Origin of the sequence: Streptomyces subrutilus, assembly GCF_008704535.1 — a bacterium.
Taxonomy (GTDB): Bacteria; Actinomycetota; Actinomycetes; order Streptomycetales; family Streptomycetaceae; genus Streptomyces; species Streptomyces subrutilus.
Genome location: NZ_CP023701.1, coordinates 201,320 through 218,324 on the forward strand (window position 1 = coordinate 201,320; position 17,005 = coordinate 218,324).

Annotated in this window: 15 protein-coding genes; 6 read left to right on the forward strand and 9 right to left on the reverse strand. The window is 74.1% G+C overall.

Features of this window, described 5'->3' with window-relative positions; translation table 11 throughout:
* Positions 1-202: 202 nt before the first annotated feature.
* The 3 genes from CP968_RS00940 to CP968_RS00950 all read right to left on the reverse strand — a co-directional run bounded on the left by CP968_RS00940 (position 203) and on the right by CP968_RS00950 (position 3,441).
* Positions 203-1,096, reverse strand: a complete 894-nt coding sequence (locus tag CP968_RS00940; protein ID WP_150516172.1) for an ATP-grasp domain-containing protein — start codon at positions 1,094-1,096, stop codon at positions 203-205.
* Between the two features lie 134 nt (positions 1,097-1,230).
* Complete coding sequence (locus tag CP968_RS00945) at positions 1,231-2,625, reverse strand: NADP-dependent succinic semialdehyde dehydrogenase (RefSeq protein WP_150516173.1); 1,395 nt, start codon at positions 2,623-2,625, stop codon at positions 1,231-1,233.
* Between the two features lie 84 nt (positions 2,626-2,709).
* Positions 2,710-3,441, reverse strand: a complete 732-nt coding sequence (locus tag CP968_RS00950; RefSeq protein WP_150516174.1) for an SOS response-associated peptidase — start codon at positions 3,439-3,441, stop codon at positions 2,710-2,712.
* Between the two features lie 150 nt (positions 3,442-3,591).
* Here CP968_RS00950 and CP968_RS00955 point away from each other — a divergent pair, with 150 nt between their 5' ends.
* A complete protein-coding gene (locus tag CP968_RS00955; RefSeq protein WP_150516175.1) occupies positions 3,592-4,959 on the forward strand; it encodes an NAD(P)/FAD-dependent oxidoreductase in 1,368 nt (455 codons plus the stop codon).
* 73 nt (positions 4,960-5,032) lie between these two features.
* On the opposite strand, the gene CP968_RS00960 is transcribed toward CP968_RS00955, so the two are convergent.
* Positions 5,033-5,224: a chaplin gene (locus CP968_RS00960; RefSeq protein WP_150521620.1), complete on the reverse strand. Its 192-nt coding sequence runs from the start codon at positions 5,222-5,224 to the stop codon at positions 5,033-5,035.
* 245 nt (positions 5,225-5,469) lie between these two features.
* Between CP968_RS00960 and CP968_RS00965 the strand changes: the two genes are divergently transcribed.
* Positions 5,470-6,090 (forward strand): L-threonylcarbamoyladenylate synthase, encoded by a 621-nt coding sequence (locus tag CP968_RS00965; RefSeq protein ID WP_150516176.1) that lies wholly within the window; start codon positions 5,470-5,472, stop codon positions 6,088-6,090.
* Positions 6,091-6,169: 79 nt separating this feature from the next.
* Here the strand turns inward: CP968_RS00965 and CP968_RS00970 are convergent, their stop codons facing one another.
* Positions 6,170-7,654, reverse strand: a complete 1,485-nt coding sequence (locus tag CP968_RS00970; protein ID WP_229886792.1) for a L,D-transpeptidase — start codon at positions 7,652-7,654, stop codon at positions 6,170-6,172.
* 239 nt (positions 7,655-7,893) lie between these two features.
* Here CP968_RS00970 and CP968_RS00975 point away from each other — a divergent pair, with 239 nt between their 5' ends.
* From CP968_RS00975 to CP968_RS00985, 3 genes are all read left to right on the forward strand, one after another.
* Positions 7,894-8,853, forward strand: a complete 960-nt coding sequence (locus tag CP968_RS00975) for an endonuclease/exonuclease/phosphatase family protein (RefSeq protein WP_229886793.1) — start codon at positions 7,894-7,896, stop codon at positions 8,851-8,853.
* A gap of 40 nt (positions 8,854-8,893) precedes the next feature.
* On the forward strand, positions 8,894-9,637 hold the full coding sequence (locus CP968_RS00980) for a tyrosine-protein phosphatase (RefSeq protein ID WP_150516177.1): 744 nt from the start codon (positions 8,894-8,896) through the stop codon (positions 9,635-9,637).
* A gap of 109 nt (positions 9,638-9,746) precedes the next feature.
* The gene (locus CP968_RS00985; protein WP_150516178.1) at positions 9,747-9,995 is read left to right on the forward strand and encodes a ribbon-helix-helix domain-containing protein; all 249 of its coding nucleotides are present in this window, start codon (positions 9,747-9,749) and stop codon (positions 9,993-9,995) included.
* 33 nt (positions 9,996-10,028) lie between these two features.
* On the opposite strand, the gene CP968_RS00990 is transcribed toward CP968_RS00985, so the two are convergent.
* Together CP968_RS00990 and CP968_RS00995 are read right to left on the reverse strand one after the other, a co-directional pair.
* The gene (locus CP968_RS00990; RefSeq protein ID WP_150516179.1) at positions 10,029-11,144 is read right to left on the reverse strand and encodes an SDR family oxidoreductase; all 1,116 of its coding nucleotides are present in this window, start codon (positions 11,142-11,144) and stop codon (positions 10,029-10,031) included.
* Between the two features lie 156 nt (positions 11,145-11,300).
* Complete coding sequence (locus CP968_RS00995) at positions 11,301-12,260, reverse strand: LysR family transcriptional regulator (protein WP_150516180.1); 960 nt, start codon at positions 12,258-12,260, stop codon at positions 11,301-11,303.
* Between the two features lie 192 nt (positions 12,261-12,452).
* Here CP968_RS00995 and CP968_RS01000 point away from each other — a divergent pair, with 192 nt between their 5' ends.
* Positions 12,453-15,932: a M28 family peptidase gene (locus CP968_RS01000; RefSeq protein WP_150521623.1), complete on the forward strand. Its 3,480-nt coding sequence runs from the start codon at positions 12,453-12,455 to the stop codon at positions 15,930-15,932.
* 117 nt (positions 15,933-16,049) lie between these two features.
* On the opposite strand, the gene CP968_RS01005 is transcribed toward CP968_RS01000, so the two are convergent.
* Together CP968_RS01005 and CP968_RS01010 are read right to left on the reverse strand one after the other, a co-directional pair.
* Positions 16,050-16,619 carry a hydrolase gene (locus CP968_RS01005; RefSeq protein ID WP_150516181.1) on the reverse strand — a complete coding sequence of 190 codons (570 nt, stop codon included), beginning with the start codon at positions 16,617-16,619 and terminating at the stop codon, positions 16,050-16,052.
* 40 nt (positions 16,620-16,659) lie between these two features.
* Positions 16,660-16,929, reverse strand: a complete 270-nt coding sequence (locus CP968_RS01010; RefSeq protein ID WP_150516182.1) for a hypothetical protein — start codon at positions 16,927-16,929, stop codon at positions 16,660-16,662.
* Between the last annotated feature and the right edge of the window lie 76 nt (positions 16,930-17,005).

Here is a 17,005-nt window from a genome sequence, read left to right on the forward strand (position 1 = left end):
GATGCCCCACCGGGCCCGGGTTCAGCAGTTCGGACGGCGCCGCGCATCGTAGTCCGCGCCGCGCGGGCCGGCCGGGCGCGGGCACCCCACGGCCCGCGCCGCCCCTGCGGATACCGGCAACCGGCCACCGATGACCCGCTCGCCCCCGGGGCGGACCGGCTCCGGCCCCGGCGCCGGTACGCCCCGTTCGGACGGGGCCGCGTCAGGCCGGCCCGACCGCGGCGGTCACGGCGCGGACCAGCCCGGGCAGGCCCTGGGGGTTGTCCTTGAGGAAGAGGTTCGGTTCGATCAGTTCCAGCTCCATGACCAGCGGTTCGCCGTCTTCGTCCAGGGCCAGGTCGACCCGGGCGAAGAGGGGGGCGGCCTGCGACGGGATCGCCGCCAGGGCGGCGCGCGCGGTGCGGATTTCCGCTTCGGTCGGCGGGTGCGGGGTGATGCCCGGGTGGGCCACCCGCTGGTTGTCGATGACCCCGGCCTCGGTGAGCAGCGGCCCCTTGCGTATCGCGTGGCTGAACGCACCGCCGAAGAAGACCAGCGCCCGCTCCCCCTCCGCCACGCGGCGCAGGTACGGCTGGACCATCACCGTGCGGCCCTGGTCGAGCAGCATCCGGGCGTGGCGCGCGGCGTCCGCGTGGTGGCCGGGTTCGTAGCGGGCGGTGTCGCGGGCGCCGGCGGAGACGGCGGGTTTGACGACGACGCCACCGGGCCGGTCGAAGTCCGCGACGTCGTACGGCGTGCCCGGTTCGAGGAAGCGGGTCGGTGCCACGCGGACCCCGCGCTCGGCGAGACGGGTCAGGTAGCGCTTGTCGCTGTTCCAGCGCACGACCGGCGCCGGGTTCCGCAGGCGGGTGGCGCGGGCCGCGGTGTCGGTCCAGGCCAGGAATTCGCCGAGCCGCTGGGAGTAGTCCCAGGTCGACCGGATGAGCGCCAGGTCGAAGCCGTCCCACACGGTGGCGTCGGCGTCCCAGGGCACCGGCCGTGCGGCCAGTCCTTCGGCGCGCAGGGCCTCGACGATCAGCGGGAGGTCGGCATCGGCCTCGATGCCCGGCCCGCTCGTCACGACCGCGATCCTGGCGCCGTCCCTCGCGCTCCCCATGGTCCACGCTCCCCCGTGTTCGAGCGCCGGGCGGACCCCGGCGCGACCCGATGATACGAAGGCCGCGCCGTCCCGTTCGCGCCGCCCGGCGCTTCAGGGGCCGGCCGCTGCGGCGGCCGGGTCACCGCAGCGGTTCAGGGGGCCGCCCGCCAGATCGTGGTGGCGTTGCAGAACTCGCGGATGCCGTGCCCCGCCAGCTCGCGCCCGTACCCCGAGCGCTTGACGCCGCCGAAGGGGAGGGCGGGGTGCGAGGCGGTCATGCCGTTGACGAAGACCCCGCCGGCCTGGAGGTCGCGGACGCAGCGCTCCACGTCCTCGTCGCTCCCGGTCCACACGTTGGAACTGAGCCCGAAGGGCGTGTGGTTGGCGCGGGCGATGGCCTCGTCCAGGCTGTCCACGCGGTAGAGCGTGGCGACCGGCCCGAAGGTCTCCTCCTGGTCGATGCGCATGGCGTCGGTGATGCCGGCGAGGACGGTGGGCTCGTAGAACCAGCCCGTCTCGCGGCCCGGGGGGCGGCCCGCGCCGCACAGGACGGTCGCGCCGTGGCGCACCGCGTCGTCGACGAGTTCCTCCAGGTCGGTGCGGCCCTGCTCGGTGGCCAGGGGGCCGACGTCGGTGGCCTCGTCCATCGGGTCGCCGACGGTGAGCGCGGCCATCGCGGCCGTGAAGGCCGCGGTGAACTCCTCGTAGACGTCGGTGTGGACGATGAAGCGCTTGGCGGCGATGCACGACTGCCCGTTGTTCTGCACGCGCGCGGTGACGGCCGTCTGCGCGGCGCGGGCGACGTCCGCGGTGGGCAGGACCAGGAAGGGGTCGCTGCCGCCGAGTTCCAGGACCGTCTTCTTGATCTCGTCCCCGGCCACGGCGGCGACGGCCCGGCCCGCCGGTTCGCTGCCGGTGAGGGTGGCGGCGGCGACCCGGGGGTCGCGGAGGACCTTCTCGACGCCGTCGGAGCCGATGAGCAGGGTCTGGAAGCAGCCGCGCGGGAAACCGGCCCGCTGGAAGAGCTCGCCGAGGTAGAGGGCCGTGCCGGGGACGTTGGAGGCGTGTTTGAGGAGACCGGTGTTGCCCGCCATGAGGGCGGGCGCGGCGAAGCGCATGACCTGCCAGAGCGGGAAGTTCCAGGGCATGACGGCCAGCACGACTCCGAGCGGCCGGTAGCGGACCCGGGCGGAGGCCGCGCCGGAGTCGGTGACGTCGCCGGGGGCCGGGTGTTCGTCGGCGAGCAGCGACTCGGCGTGGGCGGCGTACCACCGCATGGCCTTGACGCACTTGGCGGCCTCGGCCCGGGCGGCGGCGATCGGTTTGCCCATCTCGGTGGTCATGGTCCGGGCGATGGCCTCGTTGTCCGCCTCCAGCAGGTCGGCGGCCCGCAGCAGGAGGGCAGCGCGCTCGGCGAAGCCGGTGGTGCGGTAGTGGGCGAACGCCGCTGCGGCCTCCGCGAGGCACTGCTCGACCTGTTCCGGGGTGTGCGCGGTGAAGGTGTGCAGGGTCTCGCCGGTGGTCGGGTTCACGGTGGCGATGGGCATGGCTCGGGTCCTCCCTGGGGGCGGGTCGCCTACCGACCCTCCCCCGCCCGCCGCCGGGCCGCAACGCGGGGGCCTACGGGCGGTTCAGGGCGCGTCGGCGAGGAGCTCGGGGCCGTTGTGGCGGACGTCGTTGACGGCGGTGGAGACGGCCCGGGCGTTCAGGTGGCCGCCGGCGGGCGTGCCGAGGAGGGCGCGCAGCTCGTCGGGGTCCTGCCGGCCGGGGTCGAGCCAGGCCCCGTAGTGGGCGGGGGCGATGGCGAGCGGCATCCGGGGGTGGACGCGCCCCGCCGCGTCGACGGCCTCGGTGGTGATGATGGTGCAGGTGGCCAGCCAGGCGGCCGGGTCGTGCGCGTCGGCCACGCCGGGGTCGCGCCAGAAGGCGTAGAGCCCGGCCATGGCCATCACCGAGGCGTCGTCGGGGCTGATGAAGTAAGGCTGCTTGAAGGCCTTGCGGCCGTCCGTGGCGGGCACGGGCTCCCACTCGTAGAAGCCGTCGGCGGGCAGCAGGCAGCGGCGGGTGGCGAAGGCCCGGCGGTAGGCGGGCTTCTCGTGCACGGTCTCCGCCCGGGCGTTGATCATCTTGGCTCCGGCGGCCGGGCTCTTGGCCCACGACGGCACCAGCCCCCAGCGCAGGGTCCGCAGCCCGCGCTCCACGGCGCCGCTGTCGCGGTCGGCGCGCTCCAGTACCGCCCATACCCGGTCGGCCGGAGCGACGTTCCAGCTGGGCGCCAGGACCTCGTCCGGGTCCCGCCGGGTCACGTCGAACAGGTCGGCGAGGTCGGCGGGACCGCGGGTGGAGGCGTATCGGCCGCACATGCCGTCCACTCTGCCACCCGGCGGGCGGGGTGGCAGAGTGGACCGGGATGTTCCGGCCGAATCCGCCGCTTCCGGGTGTCCGGGGGTGCAGAGCCCGCCGGACGGGGCAGGGGCGCGTGGACCGGGCAGGCCCGAGAGAGGACGGAAACCGTGGCGCGACCGAGGATTCTCGTGGTGGGCGCCGGCTTCGCCGGCGTGGAGTGCGTGCGCCGGCTGGAACGCCGGCTTACCCCGGAGGAGGCGGAGATCTCCCTGGTCGCGCCGACCTCCTACCAGCTGTACCTGCCGCTGTTGCCCCAGGTGGCGTCCGGGGTGCTGACGCCGCAGTCCATCGCCGTCTCGCTGCGGCGCAGCAGCCGGCACCGGACCCGCATCGTGCCGGGCGGGGTGATCGGCGTGGACCCCGAGGCGAAGGTCTGCGTCATTCGCACCATCACCGGCGAGGTGACGGACCGGGCGTACGACCATCTGGTGCTGGCGCCCGGCAGCATCACCCGCACCTTCGACATCCCCGGGCTCACCGAGCACGCGCGCGGGATGAAGACCCTGGCGGAGGCCGCGTACCTGCGCGACCACGTCATCGCCCAGCTCGACCTGGCCGACGCCAGCCAGGACGAGGCCGAACGGGCGGCGCGGCTGTGCTTCGTCGTGGTGGGCGGGGGCTACGCGGGCACCGAGACGGCCGCCTGCCTGCAGCGGCTGACCCATCACGCGGTCAAGCGCTACCCGCGGCTGGACGAGCGCGAGATCAGCTGGCACCTGGTGGACCTGGCCCCGCGCCTGATGCCCGAGCTCGGCGAATCCCTGGGGAGGGCTGCCCTGGACATCCTGCGGCGGCGCGGCATCGAGGTGTCCCTCGGGGTGAGCGTGGCCAAGGCGGGTGCGGAGGAGGTCACGCTGACGGACGGACGGGTGCTGCCGTGCCGGACGCTGATCTGGACGGCAGGGGTGGCGGCGAGCCCGCTGATCGCCACGTTGGACAAGGAGACCGAGCGCGGGCGGCTGGTGGTGACGCCGCAGCTGACCGTGCCGGGCGCGTCCGGCGTCTTCGCGCTGGGTGACGCGGCGGCGGTGCCCGATCTCGCGGGCGGCAAGGAGGGGGCGATCTGCCCGCCCACGGCGCAGCACGCCCAGCGGCAGGGCCGGACCGTCGCCGACAACCTGATCGCGACGCTGCGCGGGCAGCCGCTGCGGCCGTACGTGCACAAGGACCTGGGCCTGGTGGTCGACCTGGGGGGCACGGACGCCGTCTCCAAGCCGCTGGGCATCCCGCTGCGCGGGCTCCCGGCCCAGGCGGTGGCCCGCGGCTACCACTGGTCGGCGCTGCGGACGAACGTGGCGAAGACCCGGGTCATGACGAACTGGCTGCTCAACGCGATGGCCGGGGACGACTTCGTCCGGACCGGCTTCCAGCGGGCGAGGCCGCCGGCGCTGCGGGACTTCGAGTACACGGACACCTATCTGACTCCGGCCGAGGTACGGGCCCACACGGCGTCCCTGCGGGCGTCCGCCGGCTGAGGGGCCGGCCTCCGGGGCCGTCGGGGCCGGCCGCCACGGTGAGTGGCGGCCGGCCCCGACGGGGACCGCGGGATCAGCTGTTGACGCAGGTGTTGCCGAAGGCCGGGTTCAGCAGGCCGATGACGTTCAGGCTGTTCCCGCACACGTTGATCGGGACGTGGACCGGGATCTGGATCAGGTTGCCCGACAGCACACCCGGCGAGCCCGCGGCGATGCCGTCGGCGACGGCGTCCGCCGAGGCCGCGGAGGCTCCGCCCAGGACCATCAGGCCGACCGCCAGGACAAGACCCGCACTCTTCCGAACACGCGACACGTGAGATCTCCTCGCTACTGCCGTAGCGGCGCCGGGGCGCCGCACGACCCCGGCAGGGGCCGTCCCCGTTCCTTCGGCAGCAGCGCGGCCCCAGCCGGGTCCCGGGGGCCCGTTTCCCCCGAACGGAGACCCCCGGCTCCTCTGTTCGGCGGTAGCGGGCGTGCGGCGGGCCTCGCGGGGTCCCGTAGGCTCGTCGGATGGCCAAGTACTTCGACGTTCACCCCGACAACCCGCAGCCGCGCACCATCGGCAGCGTGGCCGACCTCGTCCGCTCCGGCGCGCTCGTCGCGTACCCGACGGACTCCTGCTTCGCGCTGGGCTGCCAGCTCGGCAACCGGGACGGCCTCTCCCGCATCCGGTCGATCCGGAACCTGGACGACCGTCACCACTTCACCCTGGTCTGCGAGAACGTCGCGCAACTCGGCCAGTTCGTGATCTTCGACAACGACGTCTTCCGCGCGATCAAGGCCGCCACCCCCGGGAGCTACACGTTCATCCTCCCGGCGACGAAGGAGGTGCCGCGCCAGTTGCTGCACCCCAAGAAGAAGACGGTCGGCGTCCGCATCCCCGACCACGTCGTCACGCAGGCCCTGCTCGCCGAACTCGGCGAGCCGCTGCTCTCCAGCACCCTGCTGCTGCCCGGTGAGGACGAGCCGCTGACGCAGGGCTGGGAGATCAAGGAGCGGCTCGACCACGTGGTGGACGCCGTGGTCGACTCCGGCGACTGCGGCACCCAGCCGACCACGGTCATCGACTTCTCCAGCGGCGAGGCCGAGATCGTGCGCCGCGGGGCGGGCGACACCTCGCGCTTCGAGTAGCGCGGCCGGCGGGCGCGCGCCGCGCCCGCCCGGGCGGCCGCTCGCGCCCCGCCCGCACCGCCCGCCCGGGCCGCCCGCGTCAGGTGCTCGGGTGCAGCCGGGTGGGCGGCGACGCCGAGTCGTGCGGGTGGCCGTCCAGGGCGGCCAGTGCGCTGCCGGCCAGCCAGGCGCGCCAGTCCAGGTTCCAGTCCCCGAAGCCGTTGTCGAAGGGGGCCATCTTCTCGCCGCCGCTGTTGACGACCTCGACGACGTCGCCCTCGCGGACCGTGCCGAAGAACCAGGCCGCGTCCTCGGTGCTCATGCCGGTGCAGCCGTGGCTGACGTTCTCCTCGCCCTGCGACGCGACCGACCAGGGCGCCGCGTGGACGTACTCGCCGCTCCAGGTGACCCGGGTGGCGTAGCGGACGGGCAGGTCGTAGAACTCGGTGGTGCCGCGTTTGATGCCGATCGAGTCGCCGCGCATCCGCACCTTCTCCTCCTTCCCCAGCACGACCTTGATGCCGCTGCGGGTGCGGAACCCCTCCTTGCCGGTGGTGACCGGGATGGTGCGGACCACCTGCCCGTTGCGCCGGACGGTCATCTCGTGGGCGGCGGCGTCGGTGACGGCCTCGATCCGGTCGCCGACGGTGAACTCCAGGCCCTCGGAGGGCCCGCCGTAGCCGTGCTCGCCGACCCGCACCCCGTCGAGTCCGCTGCGGACGCGGACCTCCGTGTGCGCGGGCCAGTAGGTGCGCGGCCGGAAGTGCAGGGTGGAGTCGTCGACCCAGTGCCAGGCCCCGTCGACGTGCGGCTCGGAGGTCACCTGGAGCGCCTGTTCGAGCCGGGCGCGGGCCACCAGGTCCTCGGCGGGCACGGGACGGCTGAGGGCGGCGGTGACGATCTGACCCGCGCCGTACGTCCCCGGGCGCGGGCCGAAGGCGACGGTCAGCCGGTCCCCTTCGGCGGGCGGCGCCGTCCGGAAGGTCATGGTCACGCCGACCGGCGATCCGGTGGCGTCCTGGGCGCCGACCTGGACGGTGTAGGTCTCCCCGGCCCGCATCGGCTCGGTGTTGAGCCAGCGCGTCCCGTCGTGGCCGAGGGCGCCGGCCAGATGGCGGCCCCGCCCGTCCCGTACGGTCACGTCGGTGAGGCGGCCTTGGTCGGCGAGGGAGATCTCCAGCGGCGCGCCGGCGTCGGTCGGCAGCGAGTCGGACTCGGCGGCCCGGGCCGCGTCGCCGACGGGCGGGCGGCGCGGTACGGTCCCGACGCCGGCGGAGGCGGCCACGACGCGCTGCTCGCGCCAGGCCGTGCAGAGGGCGGGCCGGAAGGTGTGCACGGCGCACCAGCGCTCGGTGTCCCCGTGCCCGTCGTCCAGCGCCCTGCCGACGAGCAGGGTGACCGCGGCGTGCGCCGCGCCGCGGCCGGGGGGCGCCTCGCCCGGTTCCGGCTCCGGCCCTGCGCCCGGCGCGGCCGCGACGAGGAGCATGACGCCCGTGGCCGTGGCGACGGCGCCCCAGGCCCTGGTGAAGGGGGTGCGGCCGACCGGCCTCGCCCGTAGCCCTCGTTGCGTTCGGGACGTGGTCACGCAGCCTCCCAGATCTCACACGGCCGGATGACGGCATCAAAGCGATCGGGAGCCGAGCTGATGATCATAAACTCGGTCTTGCGGCCGAACGGGCACGTCAAGACAACTCGGACGGAGCAGAGCGACCCCGGACGGCCGCGGCCGGGAGGGGTACGGGAACCCGACCGGCGCACCGGGCGTCCTGGAAAGCGGTGGGGCCCGGCGGGCTGCCGGGACGGCTGGTGCGAAAGGGGTGGGGCGTGGGGGGCGGATGGTCCTGGGTGCGCGGGCGGATCCTCGCGGCGTGCGCCGTACTGACGGCGTTGCTGCTGGCTTTCCACTCCGCGGTGCCCAACGGCGTCGGGCGGCTGGGGAGCCTGTTGGAGGCGTTCCTGCCCTGGCTCGGGGTGCCGGTGGTGGTGCTGGCCGGCCTGGCCCTGCTGCGGCGCTCGGCCGTCGCGGCCGTCGCCGTGCTGCTGCCGGCGGCGGTGTGGGCGTACCTCTTCGGCCCGTTGCTGTTGCCGGCCTCCGGCGGCGGGGGCGACGGGGGCCGGCCGTACGAGCTGGTGGCCGTCCAGCACAACGTCGGCGACGAGAACCGGGACCCGGCCGGCACCGCCCGCGCCCTGACCGGGGCCGGTGCGCAGCTGGTGGCCCTGGAGGAGCTGACGCCGGCCGCGTTGCCGCTGTACGCGTCGGCCCTGGCCGCCGACTACCCCCACCACGTGGTCGAGGGCTCCGTCGGGCTCTGGTCGAAGTACCCGCTCTCGCAGGCCCGTCGGGTGGACATCAGGCCGCGGGGCATCCCCGAGGGGTGGAACCGGGGCCTGCGGGTCACCGCCGCCACGCCGGGCGGCGAGATCGCCGTGTACGTGGCGCACCTGCCCTCGGTGCGCCTGGGGCCCGGCGGGTTCGGGTCCGGCTTCCGTGACGAGAGCGCCGTCCTGCTGGGCGCGGCCCTCGCCGCCGAGAAGCGGGAGACGGTGGTCGTGCTCGGCGACCTGAACGGCACGGCGCAGGACCGCGGCCTGGCGCCGGTCACCTCCCGGGCCGCCCCGCCGCGCCGGGGCTTCGCCCTCAGCTGGCCCGCGGCCTTCCCGCTCGCGCGGATCGACCAGGTCCTGGCCCGCTCGGCGACCGTCCTGGACATCCGCGCCCTCCCCCCGACGGCGAGCGACCACCTCCCGGTCGCCGCCCGCATCCGCCTGCCCCCGCCCTGACCCCGGCCGGGCGTCGGCACTGCGCGCAGGCTGCCGGGTCGTGAACAGACACATACCCTTCGAACGGGTCCACAACTTCCGTGACCTGGGCGGCTATTCGGCCGCCGACGGGCGGACCGTGCGGTGGGGGCGGCTCTACCGCGCCGACTCCCTGGGCAAATTGCGCGGCGCGGACTGGGAGCTCTTCCTCGGCCTGGGCGTCCGGACGGTCATCGACCTGCGGTACCCGTGGGAGATCGAGGCGAAGGGCCGGGTACCCGAGCACCCGTCCCTCGCGTACCACCACCTCAGCATCGAGCCCCGGCCCTACGACCAGGCGGCGCTCGGCCCGGAGGTGGATCCGGGCCCCTACCTCGCCGAGCGCTACCTGGAGGTGGCGCACGACGGCGTCGACGAGCTCCGCCGGGCCCTGCGGCTCCTGGCCGGCCGGGACGGGCCGGCGGTGTTCCACTGCGCGTCCGGCAAGGACCGCACGGGTCTGCTGGCCGCGCTGGTGCTGACGCTGCTCGGGGTGGCCGAGCGGGACGTCGTGGACGATTTCGCGCTCACCGGACGCGCGACCGGGCGGCTGCTCGCCGACCGGCGGGCGGACCGTCCCGCCGGGGAGCCGGTCTGGCCCGGGTACGGGCAGGCGCCCGCCGCGGTGATGAGCCTGTTCCTGGGCGCCTTGGCCCGGGAGCACGGCTCCGTGCACGACTACGCGACCGGGTCGCTCGGCGTCGACGACGCCCTCGTCTCGGCCCTGCGCGACCGCCTGCTCGAACCGGCCGCGGCGCCGGTCTGACCGGCTCCGCCCCGGCCGGGCGCGCGCGGCGGCGCGACGCTCGCGCACCCCGGGCGCCAGAACGCCCTTTCACCCCGGTTCTCCGCGGCGGGCACGGCATACTCGGAGCATGGCTGACACCACCGCGGTCGAGCTCGACACCGATGTCCACGACCGGCTCACCGCGCTCGCCGCGGAACGCGGACTGAGCCTGCCGGCCTACCTCGCCGAGCTGGCCTCGGCCCAGGAGCGGGAGGCCTCGCTCGCCCGCGCCACGCGGGCCTTCGAACGGGCGGTCGACCGGCCCGGGTTCCGCGAGGCCTTCGCGCGCGACTTCGGCCCGGCCGGCCCGGGCACCCGGAGCAGCCGGGGCCGGTGACCGCGCGGCGGCCGCCGGCTCGGGAGGGCGCGCTCAGGTCGCCGGCTCCCGGACCGCCCCCACCCGTACGGGGGCCGGGATCGGCGTGCGGCTCGCGGCCAGCAGGCGGGAGCGGCTCTCGGCCCAGGTCCGCAGGTTGCGTACGAGCGCCGCGCGCACCCCGTCGCGGGTGACGGCCGGACCGCAGTCGGGCGGGCCGAACGAGGTCTCGAAGGCCGGTGCGTCCCGGAAGGCCAGGAAGAGCTCGGCGCGGTGGTGGAACCGGGCCCGCGTGGGCGGCGCCGCCGGAGTCCCGCCCGGGACCGGGCGCAGCAGCCGGTGCGCGACCTCTTCACGGACCAGCCGGGGCGGAGCCGGCCGTACGAGGCCCTGTTCGACCGCGAAGTCCAGGCAGAGCTCGACGGCCTCCCCCAGCGGCAGCGCCTGCGGGCCAGCGGTGAGCCAGTACTCGCCGCCGGTCACTCCGGCGCGGATCAGGCCGGCCGCGGCGCGGGCTACGTGGTCCTGCGGGACCAGGTCGACGCGGGTCCGCGCGTCACCGGGCAGGACGGGCATCCGGCCGAGCACGAGCGAGCCGAGGGCCTGGACGAGGCCGCGGGTGCCGCTGCTGCGCCCGGTGTGCGAGTCGCCCAGCAGGAGCGCGGGCCGCAGGATGACGCCGGGCACCGGGGCCTCGCGCACCGCCTGCTCGGCGGCCCGCTTGGACTCCAGGTAGGCGGCGGCGCCCGGGAACCGCTCGCGGTCGCGGTCGCGGAGCTCGGCGGCGACGAACGCGGTGCTCACGTAGTGGAAGGGAGCTTCGGCCCGCTCGGCGAAGGCGAGCAGGTTGCGGGTGCCGGAGACGTTGGCGCGCCGGATCTCGCCGGGGGTGCGGCGCCAGTCGGTCTCGGCGGCGCAGTGCAGCACCACGTCGACGCGGTCGGCGAGTTCGGCGCGTTCGGCAGGGGTGAGTCCGAGGCCGGGAGCGAGCAGGTCGCCCGCGATCTCGCGGACCCGGGGGTCGCCGACCGGATTGCGGCGCCGCAGGCAGACGAGCTCGTGGTCGGCGGCCAGTTCGTCGATGAGGGCGTGGCCGAGCACCCCCGCACCGCCCGTGAGCAGGAGCGTCGGGCGCGGGGCGGAGCCGGTACGGGCGGGGGGCAGCGTCATGAACGATCCCTTCTTGATCACGTATGACACCCCAACGACCGGTTTGCGCCCGGGTGGCGGAAGTCATCACATGAACAACCCTTTGGAGTAAGCCGCTTGCTCCGTCCGGCCCGTCTCCATCGGCCGGCGCCGCGCGCCGGCGGTGGTGGGGCCGGGTCAGTCGAGGACCGGGTGGAACTCCGGGTGCGCGTCCCACCACTCCTTGTGGAAGGGCTGGTTGCCGACGTTGTCCACGTAGGCCAGGGCCGCCGCCCGGTACAGCAGCTCCGCCTGGCGGGCCGAGACCGTCGCACGGTTCCAGGCCAGCCGGATGCGGCCGGTGATCGGCTCGCCGCCGAGCGGGCGCATCACCGTACCGGGCGCCGTCGGGGCCGTGGGCTGGCTCAGGGAGACCGCGCGACCGGCGGCGATCAGGTCGTAGTGCATCTTGCGGTCGGCGATCCGGTAGCGCAGGGACGGGCTGAAGCCCGCCTGCGCGCAGGCCGCGACGAGTGCCTCGGGTCCGCCGTCGTCGTCCTCGACCAGGGTCATCCAGGACTCGGCCGCGAGCTCGGCCAGGTCGATGCGCTCCCGGCGGGCCAGGGCGTGGCCGGCGGAGAGCCGGATGCAGAAGGGCTCCCTGGCGACCAGGGTCCTGGCCAAGGCGCCCGGGGGCAGCCGCACTTCGTGGTCGTTGACCTCGCCGTAGACGATGGCGTCGTACTGTCCGGCGCCCAGCATCCGGGCCAGGGCCGTCACCGAGTCCTCCAGGTCCACGGTGATCTCCTGGCCGGCCATGGAGAGGTCGGTGCGGGCCAGCAGGCCGTCGAGCAGGACCAGCAGGATGCAGCCGAGCCGCAGCGGCGCTCCGGTGGCGATCTCGCGGGCCTCGGCGCCGAGCGCGTCCATCTCGCTGAGCACGCGGCGCGCCTTGGCCAGGACGAACTGGCCGAGCGCCGTGGGCTCGACGCCGTTGCGGCCGCGGACGAACAGCTCGCCGCCGGTGACCCGCTCGATGCGGCGCAGCTGGGCCGAGAGGGCCGGCTGCGAGACGCCCAGACGCCTCGCCGCTCCCCCCAGACTGCCCGCCTCCGCGATCCTGCAGACCGCTTGCAGGTGCCTCAACTCCAGCTGCATCCGGGCAGCGTACGCAGCGACGCGGGCCCGGCACCATAACCCGGACCTTATGCCTGCCGGGATGTCCCGTTCACGTCACGTTCACGCCCATACTCGGCCGCGAACACAGCACGTCGCACGAGCCTCGCCCCACACCCCCCACGATCGGAGTGGACGTTGCAACCCACCAGATGGACGGCCGCCGTGGCAGCCATGGCGCTGACCGCGAGCCTGGCCGGCGCCCTGGCCGGGACGGCATCGGCAGCGCAACCGGCGCAGCCCGCACCGTCACAGCAGGACTCCCCCGCCGCCCGCGCGGTCGCCGCCGCGGACCAGGCCGTGAACAGCGGTCTGGACTCCCTCGTCAACTCGGCCCAGGAGCAGTACGAACGGCGTCTGGTCACCCCCTGGGTGAAGGACCTCTACTCCGTCGCCTACGAGCGCAGCTACCGCGGCCTGCCGGTCGTCGGCGGCGACGCGGTGGTGCTGGCCGACGGCGCGGGCAAGGTGCGCGCCCTGCAGTCCGCTTCGGCCGTGCGGATCGACGTGGCGACCCGGCCCGTCGTCACCGCCCGGGCCGCCGAGAGCACTTCCCGGGCCAAGCTCGCCTCGGTGGACAAGGTCGAATCGCACCGGCTGGTGGTCCGCCTCAAGGACGACAAGCCGGTCCTGGCCTGGGAGACCGTGCTGTCCGGCCGTACCAAGGCCGCGCCCAGCAGGCTGCACGTCTTCGTGGACGCGCGCAGCGGCGCCGTCGTCGACAGCTACGACGAGGTCGTGGCGGGCAGCGGCAACAGCAAGTGGAACGGGCCGGGCCCGCTCGCCATCGACACCACCGCCTCGGGCTCCACGTACTCGCTGCGCGACCCGAACCGGACCGGCCTGAGCTGCGCGGACTACAGCACGGGCGCGGTCTTCTCGAAGTCGTCGGACTCCTGGGGCACGGGCAACCCCACCTCCAAGGAGACCGGCTGCGTGGACCTGATGTTCGCCGCGCAGAAGCAGTGGGACATGCTGGGCCAGTGGCTGGGCCGCAACGGCGTCAGCGGCAACGGCCGCAGCTTCCCCGGCAAGGTCGGGTTGAGCGACCTGAACGCCTACTGGGACGGCAGCTCGGTCACCATCGGGCACAACAGCGCCAACGAGTGGATCGCCGGCGTGGACGTGGTGGCGCACGAGTACGGTCACGCCATCGACACCAACACCCCGGGCGGCACCAGCGGCCAGGAGGCCGGGCTCGGCGAGGGCACCGGTGACATCTTCGGCGCGCTGACCGAGGCGTTCATCAACGAACCGTCGCCCTACGACACCCCGGACTACACGGTCGGCGAGGTCATCAACCTCCAGGGCCGCGGCCCGATCCGCAACATGTACAACCCGCCGGCCGTCAACAACGACCCGGCCTGCTACAGCTCCGCGATACCCGGGACCGAGGTGCACGCGGCCGCGGGCCCGCTCAACCACTGGTTCTACCTGCTCGCCGAGGGCACCAACCCGGGCGGCGGCAAGCCCAGCAGCTCCACCTGCAACCAGACGACGCTGACCGGCGTGGGCGTGCAGAACGCCGGAAAGATCTTCTACGGCGGCATGCTGCTCAAGACCAGCAGCATGTCCTACAAGAAGTACCGTACGGCGACGCTCAGTTCGGCGAAGTCCCTGGATCCCGCCACGTGTGACCTCTTCACCAGGACCAAGGCGGCCTGGGACGCGATCAGCGTGCCCGCCCAGGCGGGCGACCCGACCTGCACGCCGAGCGGGCAGAACAACGACTTCTCACTGGCGCTGAACCCGTCCTCGGGCACCGTGCAGCAGGGCGCGTCGGTCACCACCACCGTGGCCACCAGCACCACCACCGGATCCGCGCAGTCGCTGACCCTCACCGCCACCGGCCTGCCGGCCGGGGTCACCGCCTCCTTCAACCCGGCCACCGTGCAGTCCGGCCAGTCCTCGGTGCTGACCCTGACCGCCACCGCCAACGCCGCCCCCGGCTCCTCCACCGTGGTCGTCAAGGGCCAGGGCACCACCCTCTCCCACACCGTCGACTACGCGTTGAACGTCGGCGGGACCCAACCCGGCAACGATCCTCCGAACATCAGTGTGGACAACGTCCGCGCGCACCTCACCCAGTTCGGCACGATCGCCTCGCAGAACGGCGGCAACCGCCGTGCGGGCAGCGCCGGCTACACCCAGTCGCTGGCGTACGTGAAGGGCAAGCTGCAGGCCGCCGGTTACACGGTGTCCGAGCAGAACTGCACCTCCTGCACCTACCCCTCCAACAACCTGATCGCCGACTGGCCCGGCGGCCCCGCGGACCAGACGATCATGTTCGGCGCCCACCTCGACGGCGTCTCCGCCGGCCCCGGCATCAACGACAACGGCTCCGGATCCGCCACGCTGCTGGAGAACGCCCTCGTCCTCGCGCAGAAGAACCCCACCATGACGAAGCACGTGCGCTTCGCCTGGTGGACCGACGAGGAGCAGGGCCTCAACGGCTCGAAGTTCTACGTCAACCAGCTGAGCAGCGCCCAGCGCAGCGCCATCAAGGGCTACTACAACTTCGACATGGTCGGCTCGACCAACGGCGGCTACTTCATCAACAACGTCAACTCGGCCACCGCCGCCCCGCTCAAGGCGTACTGGACCTCGCTGAACCTCGCGCCCGAGGAGAACACCGAGGGCCAGGGCCGCAGCGACGACTACTCCTTCCAGCAGGCCGGCATCCCCACCTCCGGCTACGCGGCCGGAGCCAGCGCGCGCAAGACGTCCGCCCAGGCCGCCAAGTGGGGCGGCACGGCGAACGCCGCCTACGACGCCTGCTACCACAGCTCCTGCGACACCACGAGCAACATCAGCCCCACCGTCCTGGACCGCAGTGCCGACGGCGTCGCGTACGCAGTCTGGAAGCAGGCCGTGGGCGGGGAGACCCCCGCCCAGGACTTCTCGCTGAGCACGAGCCCCTCGGCGGGCAGCGCGGCCCCCGGCGGTTCCACCTCGGCCACCGTCAACACGGCGACCGTCAGCGGCGCCGCCCAGACGATCGCCCTGTCCGTCTCCGGCGCCCCGGCCGGGGTGAGCGCCACGCTCAGCCCGACGTCGGTGCAGTCCGGCAGCGCCTCCACCCTGTCCGTCCAGGTCGGCGCGAGCACCGCGCCGGGCACCTACACCCTGACGGTCACCGGCTCCGGCACCGTCAGCCACACCACCACCTACACGCTGACCGTCACCGGCGGCGGCGGCTCGTGCACACCCCGCCAGCTCGTGGTCAACGGCGGCTTCGAGAGCGGCACCAGCCCGTGGACCACCACCTCGGGAGTCATCACCAACCAGGCCGGCCAGGCGCCGCACGGCGGCAGCTACAAGGCCTGGCTGAACGGCTGGGGTTCGGCCCGCACGGACAGCGCCTCGCAGTCGCTGACCATCCCGTCCGGCTGCTCCGCGTACCAGCTGTCGTTCTTCCTGCACATCGACACGGACGAGACCGAGAACGTGGTCTACGACACCTTCACCGTCTCGGTGGGCGGCCAGACCCTGGCCACCCTGTCCAATCTGGACGCGAACACCGGCTTCACGCAGAAGACGTACGACCTGTCGGCCTTCGCCGGCCAGAGCGTCACGCTGAAGTTCAACGGCGTGGAGGACCAGTCCCTCCAGACCTCCTACGTCGTGGACGACGTCACCCTCCAGGTGAGCTGACGCCCGCCTGACCGCACGGAGCCGGCCCGGTCCCCTCGCGAGGGGGCCGGGCCGGCGCGTTCGCGGGACGGCCCGGCCGCGGCGGGCGGGCGTCCGCTCGCCCCGGCGCTCAGGCCTTCAGGCCTTCAGGGCGGCGACGACCTCGGCGGTGGAGCCGACCCGGCCGATGCGCGGGAAGATCTTGCCGAAGCTGTGCGCGTGGGAGTCCGCGTCGGTGTCGGCGGTGGCGTCCTCGGCGAAGACGAGCTCGTAGCTGTGCTCCCAGGCGGTGCGGGCGGTGGACTCGACGCCGACGCTGGTGGAGATGCCGCCCAGCACGATGCGGTGGATGCCGCGGCGGCGCAGCTGGAGGTCCAGTTCGGTGCCGGTGAAGGCGCCCCAGTGCCGCTTGGTGACGACGACGTCCCCGAGCGCGGCCAGCTCCTGCGGGATCTCCGAGAACGCGGCGGGCGGGGCCACGGCCGGTCCCGGGCGGTCGACGGCGGTGGTGGGCAGGTCGCCGCCGTCGGCGGACCAGGCGACGCGGACCAGGACGACGGGCAGATTCCGCGCGCGGAAGGCCTCCGCGAGCTCGATGCCGCGCCGCAGGACGTCGGCGGCGCGGCGGTGCGTGGGGAGGCCCAGGATGCCCTTCTGGAGGTCGATGAGCACCAGTGCGGTCTGCGCGTCGAGGTTCAGGTCGGTCACGGGTCGTCCTTCGGGTCGGTTCGGCGGTGCGGCCGGGTCCTCACCGCCGCCTGTCGGGCGCCACCAGCGCCGTCAGGCCGTAGTCCAGCTCCGCCCCGTCGACGAGCAGCGCCTCCACCGTACGCGTACGGGGATCGATGTCGGCCTCCAGGCCCTGGCCGCGATAGCGCGGGTAGCCGGAGGCCCCGGTCTCGCCGGTGGCCTCGACCACGGCCGACCTCAGGGCCCGGTCGGCCGCGTCGGCGCCTCGCAGGTTTTCGATGTGCCCGGGTACCAGGAGGATCTCGAATCGCTGCGGTTCAGTCGTCATGCGCAGACGCTAGACACCGCCCGGGCGGGCAGGCAAGGACCGCCGCCCCCTCGGCCACGTCGTAGGCTCTGCGGGA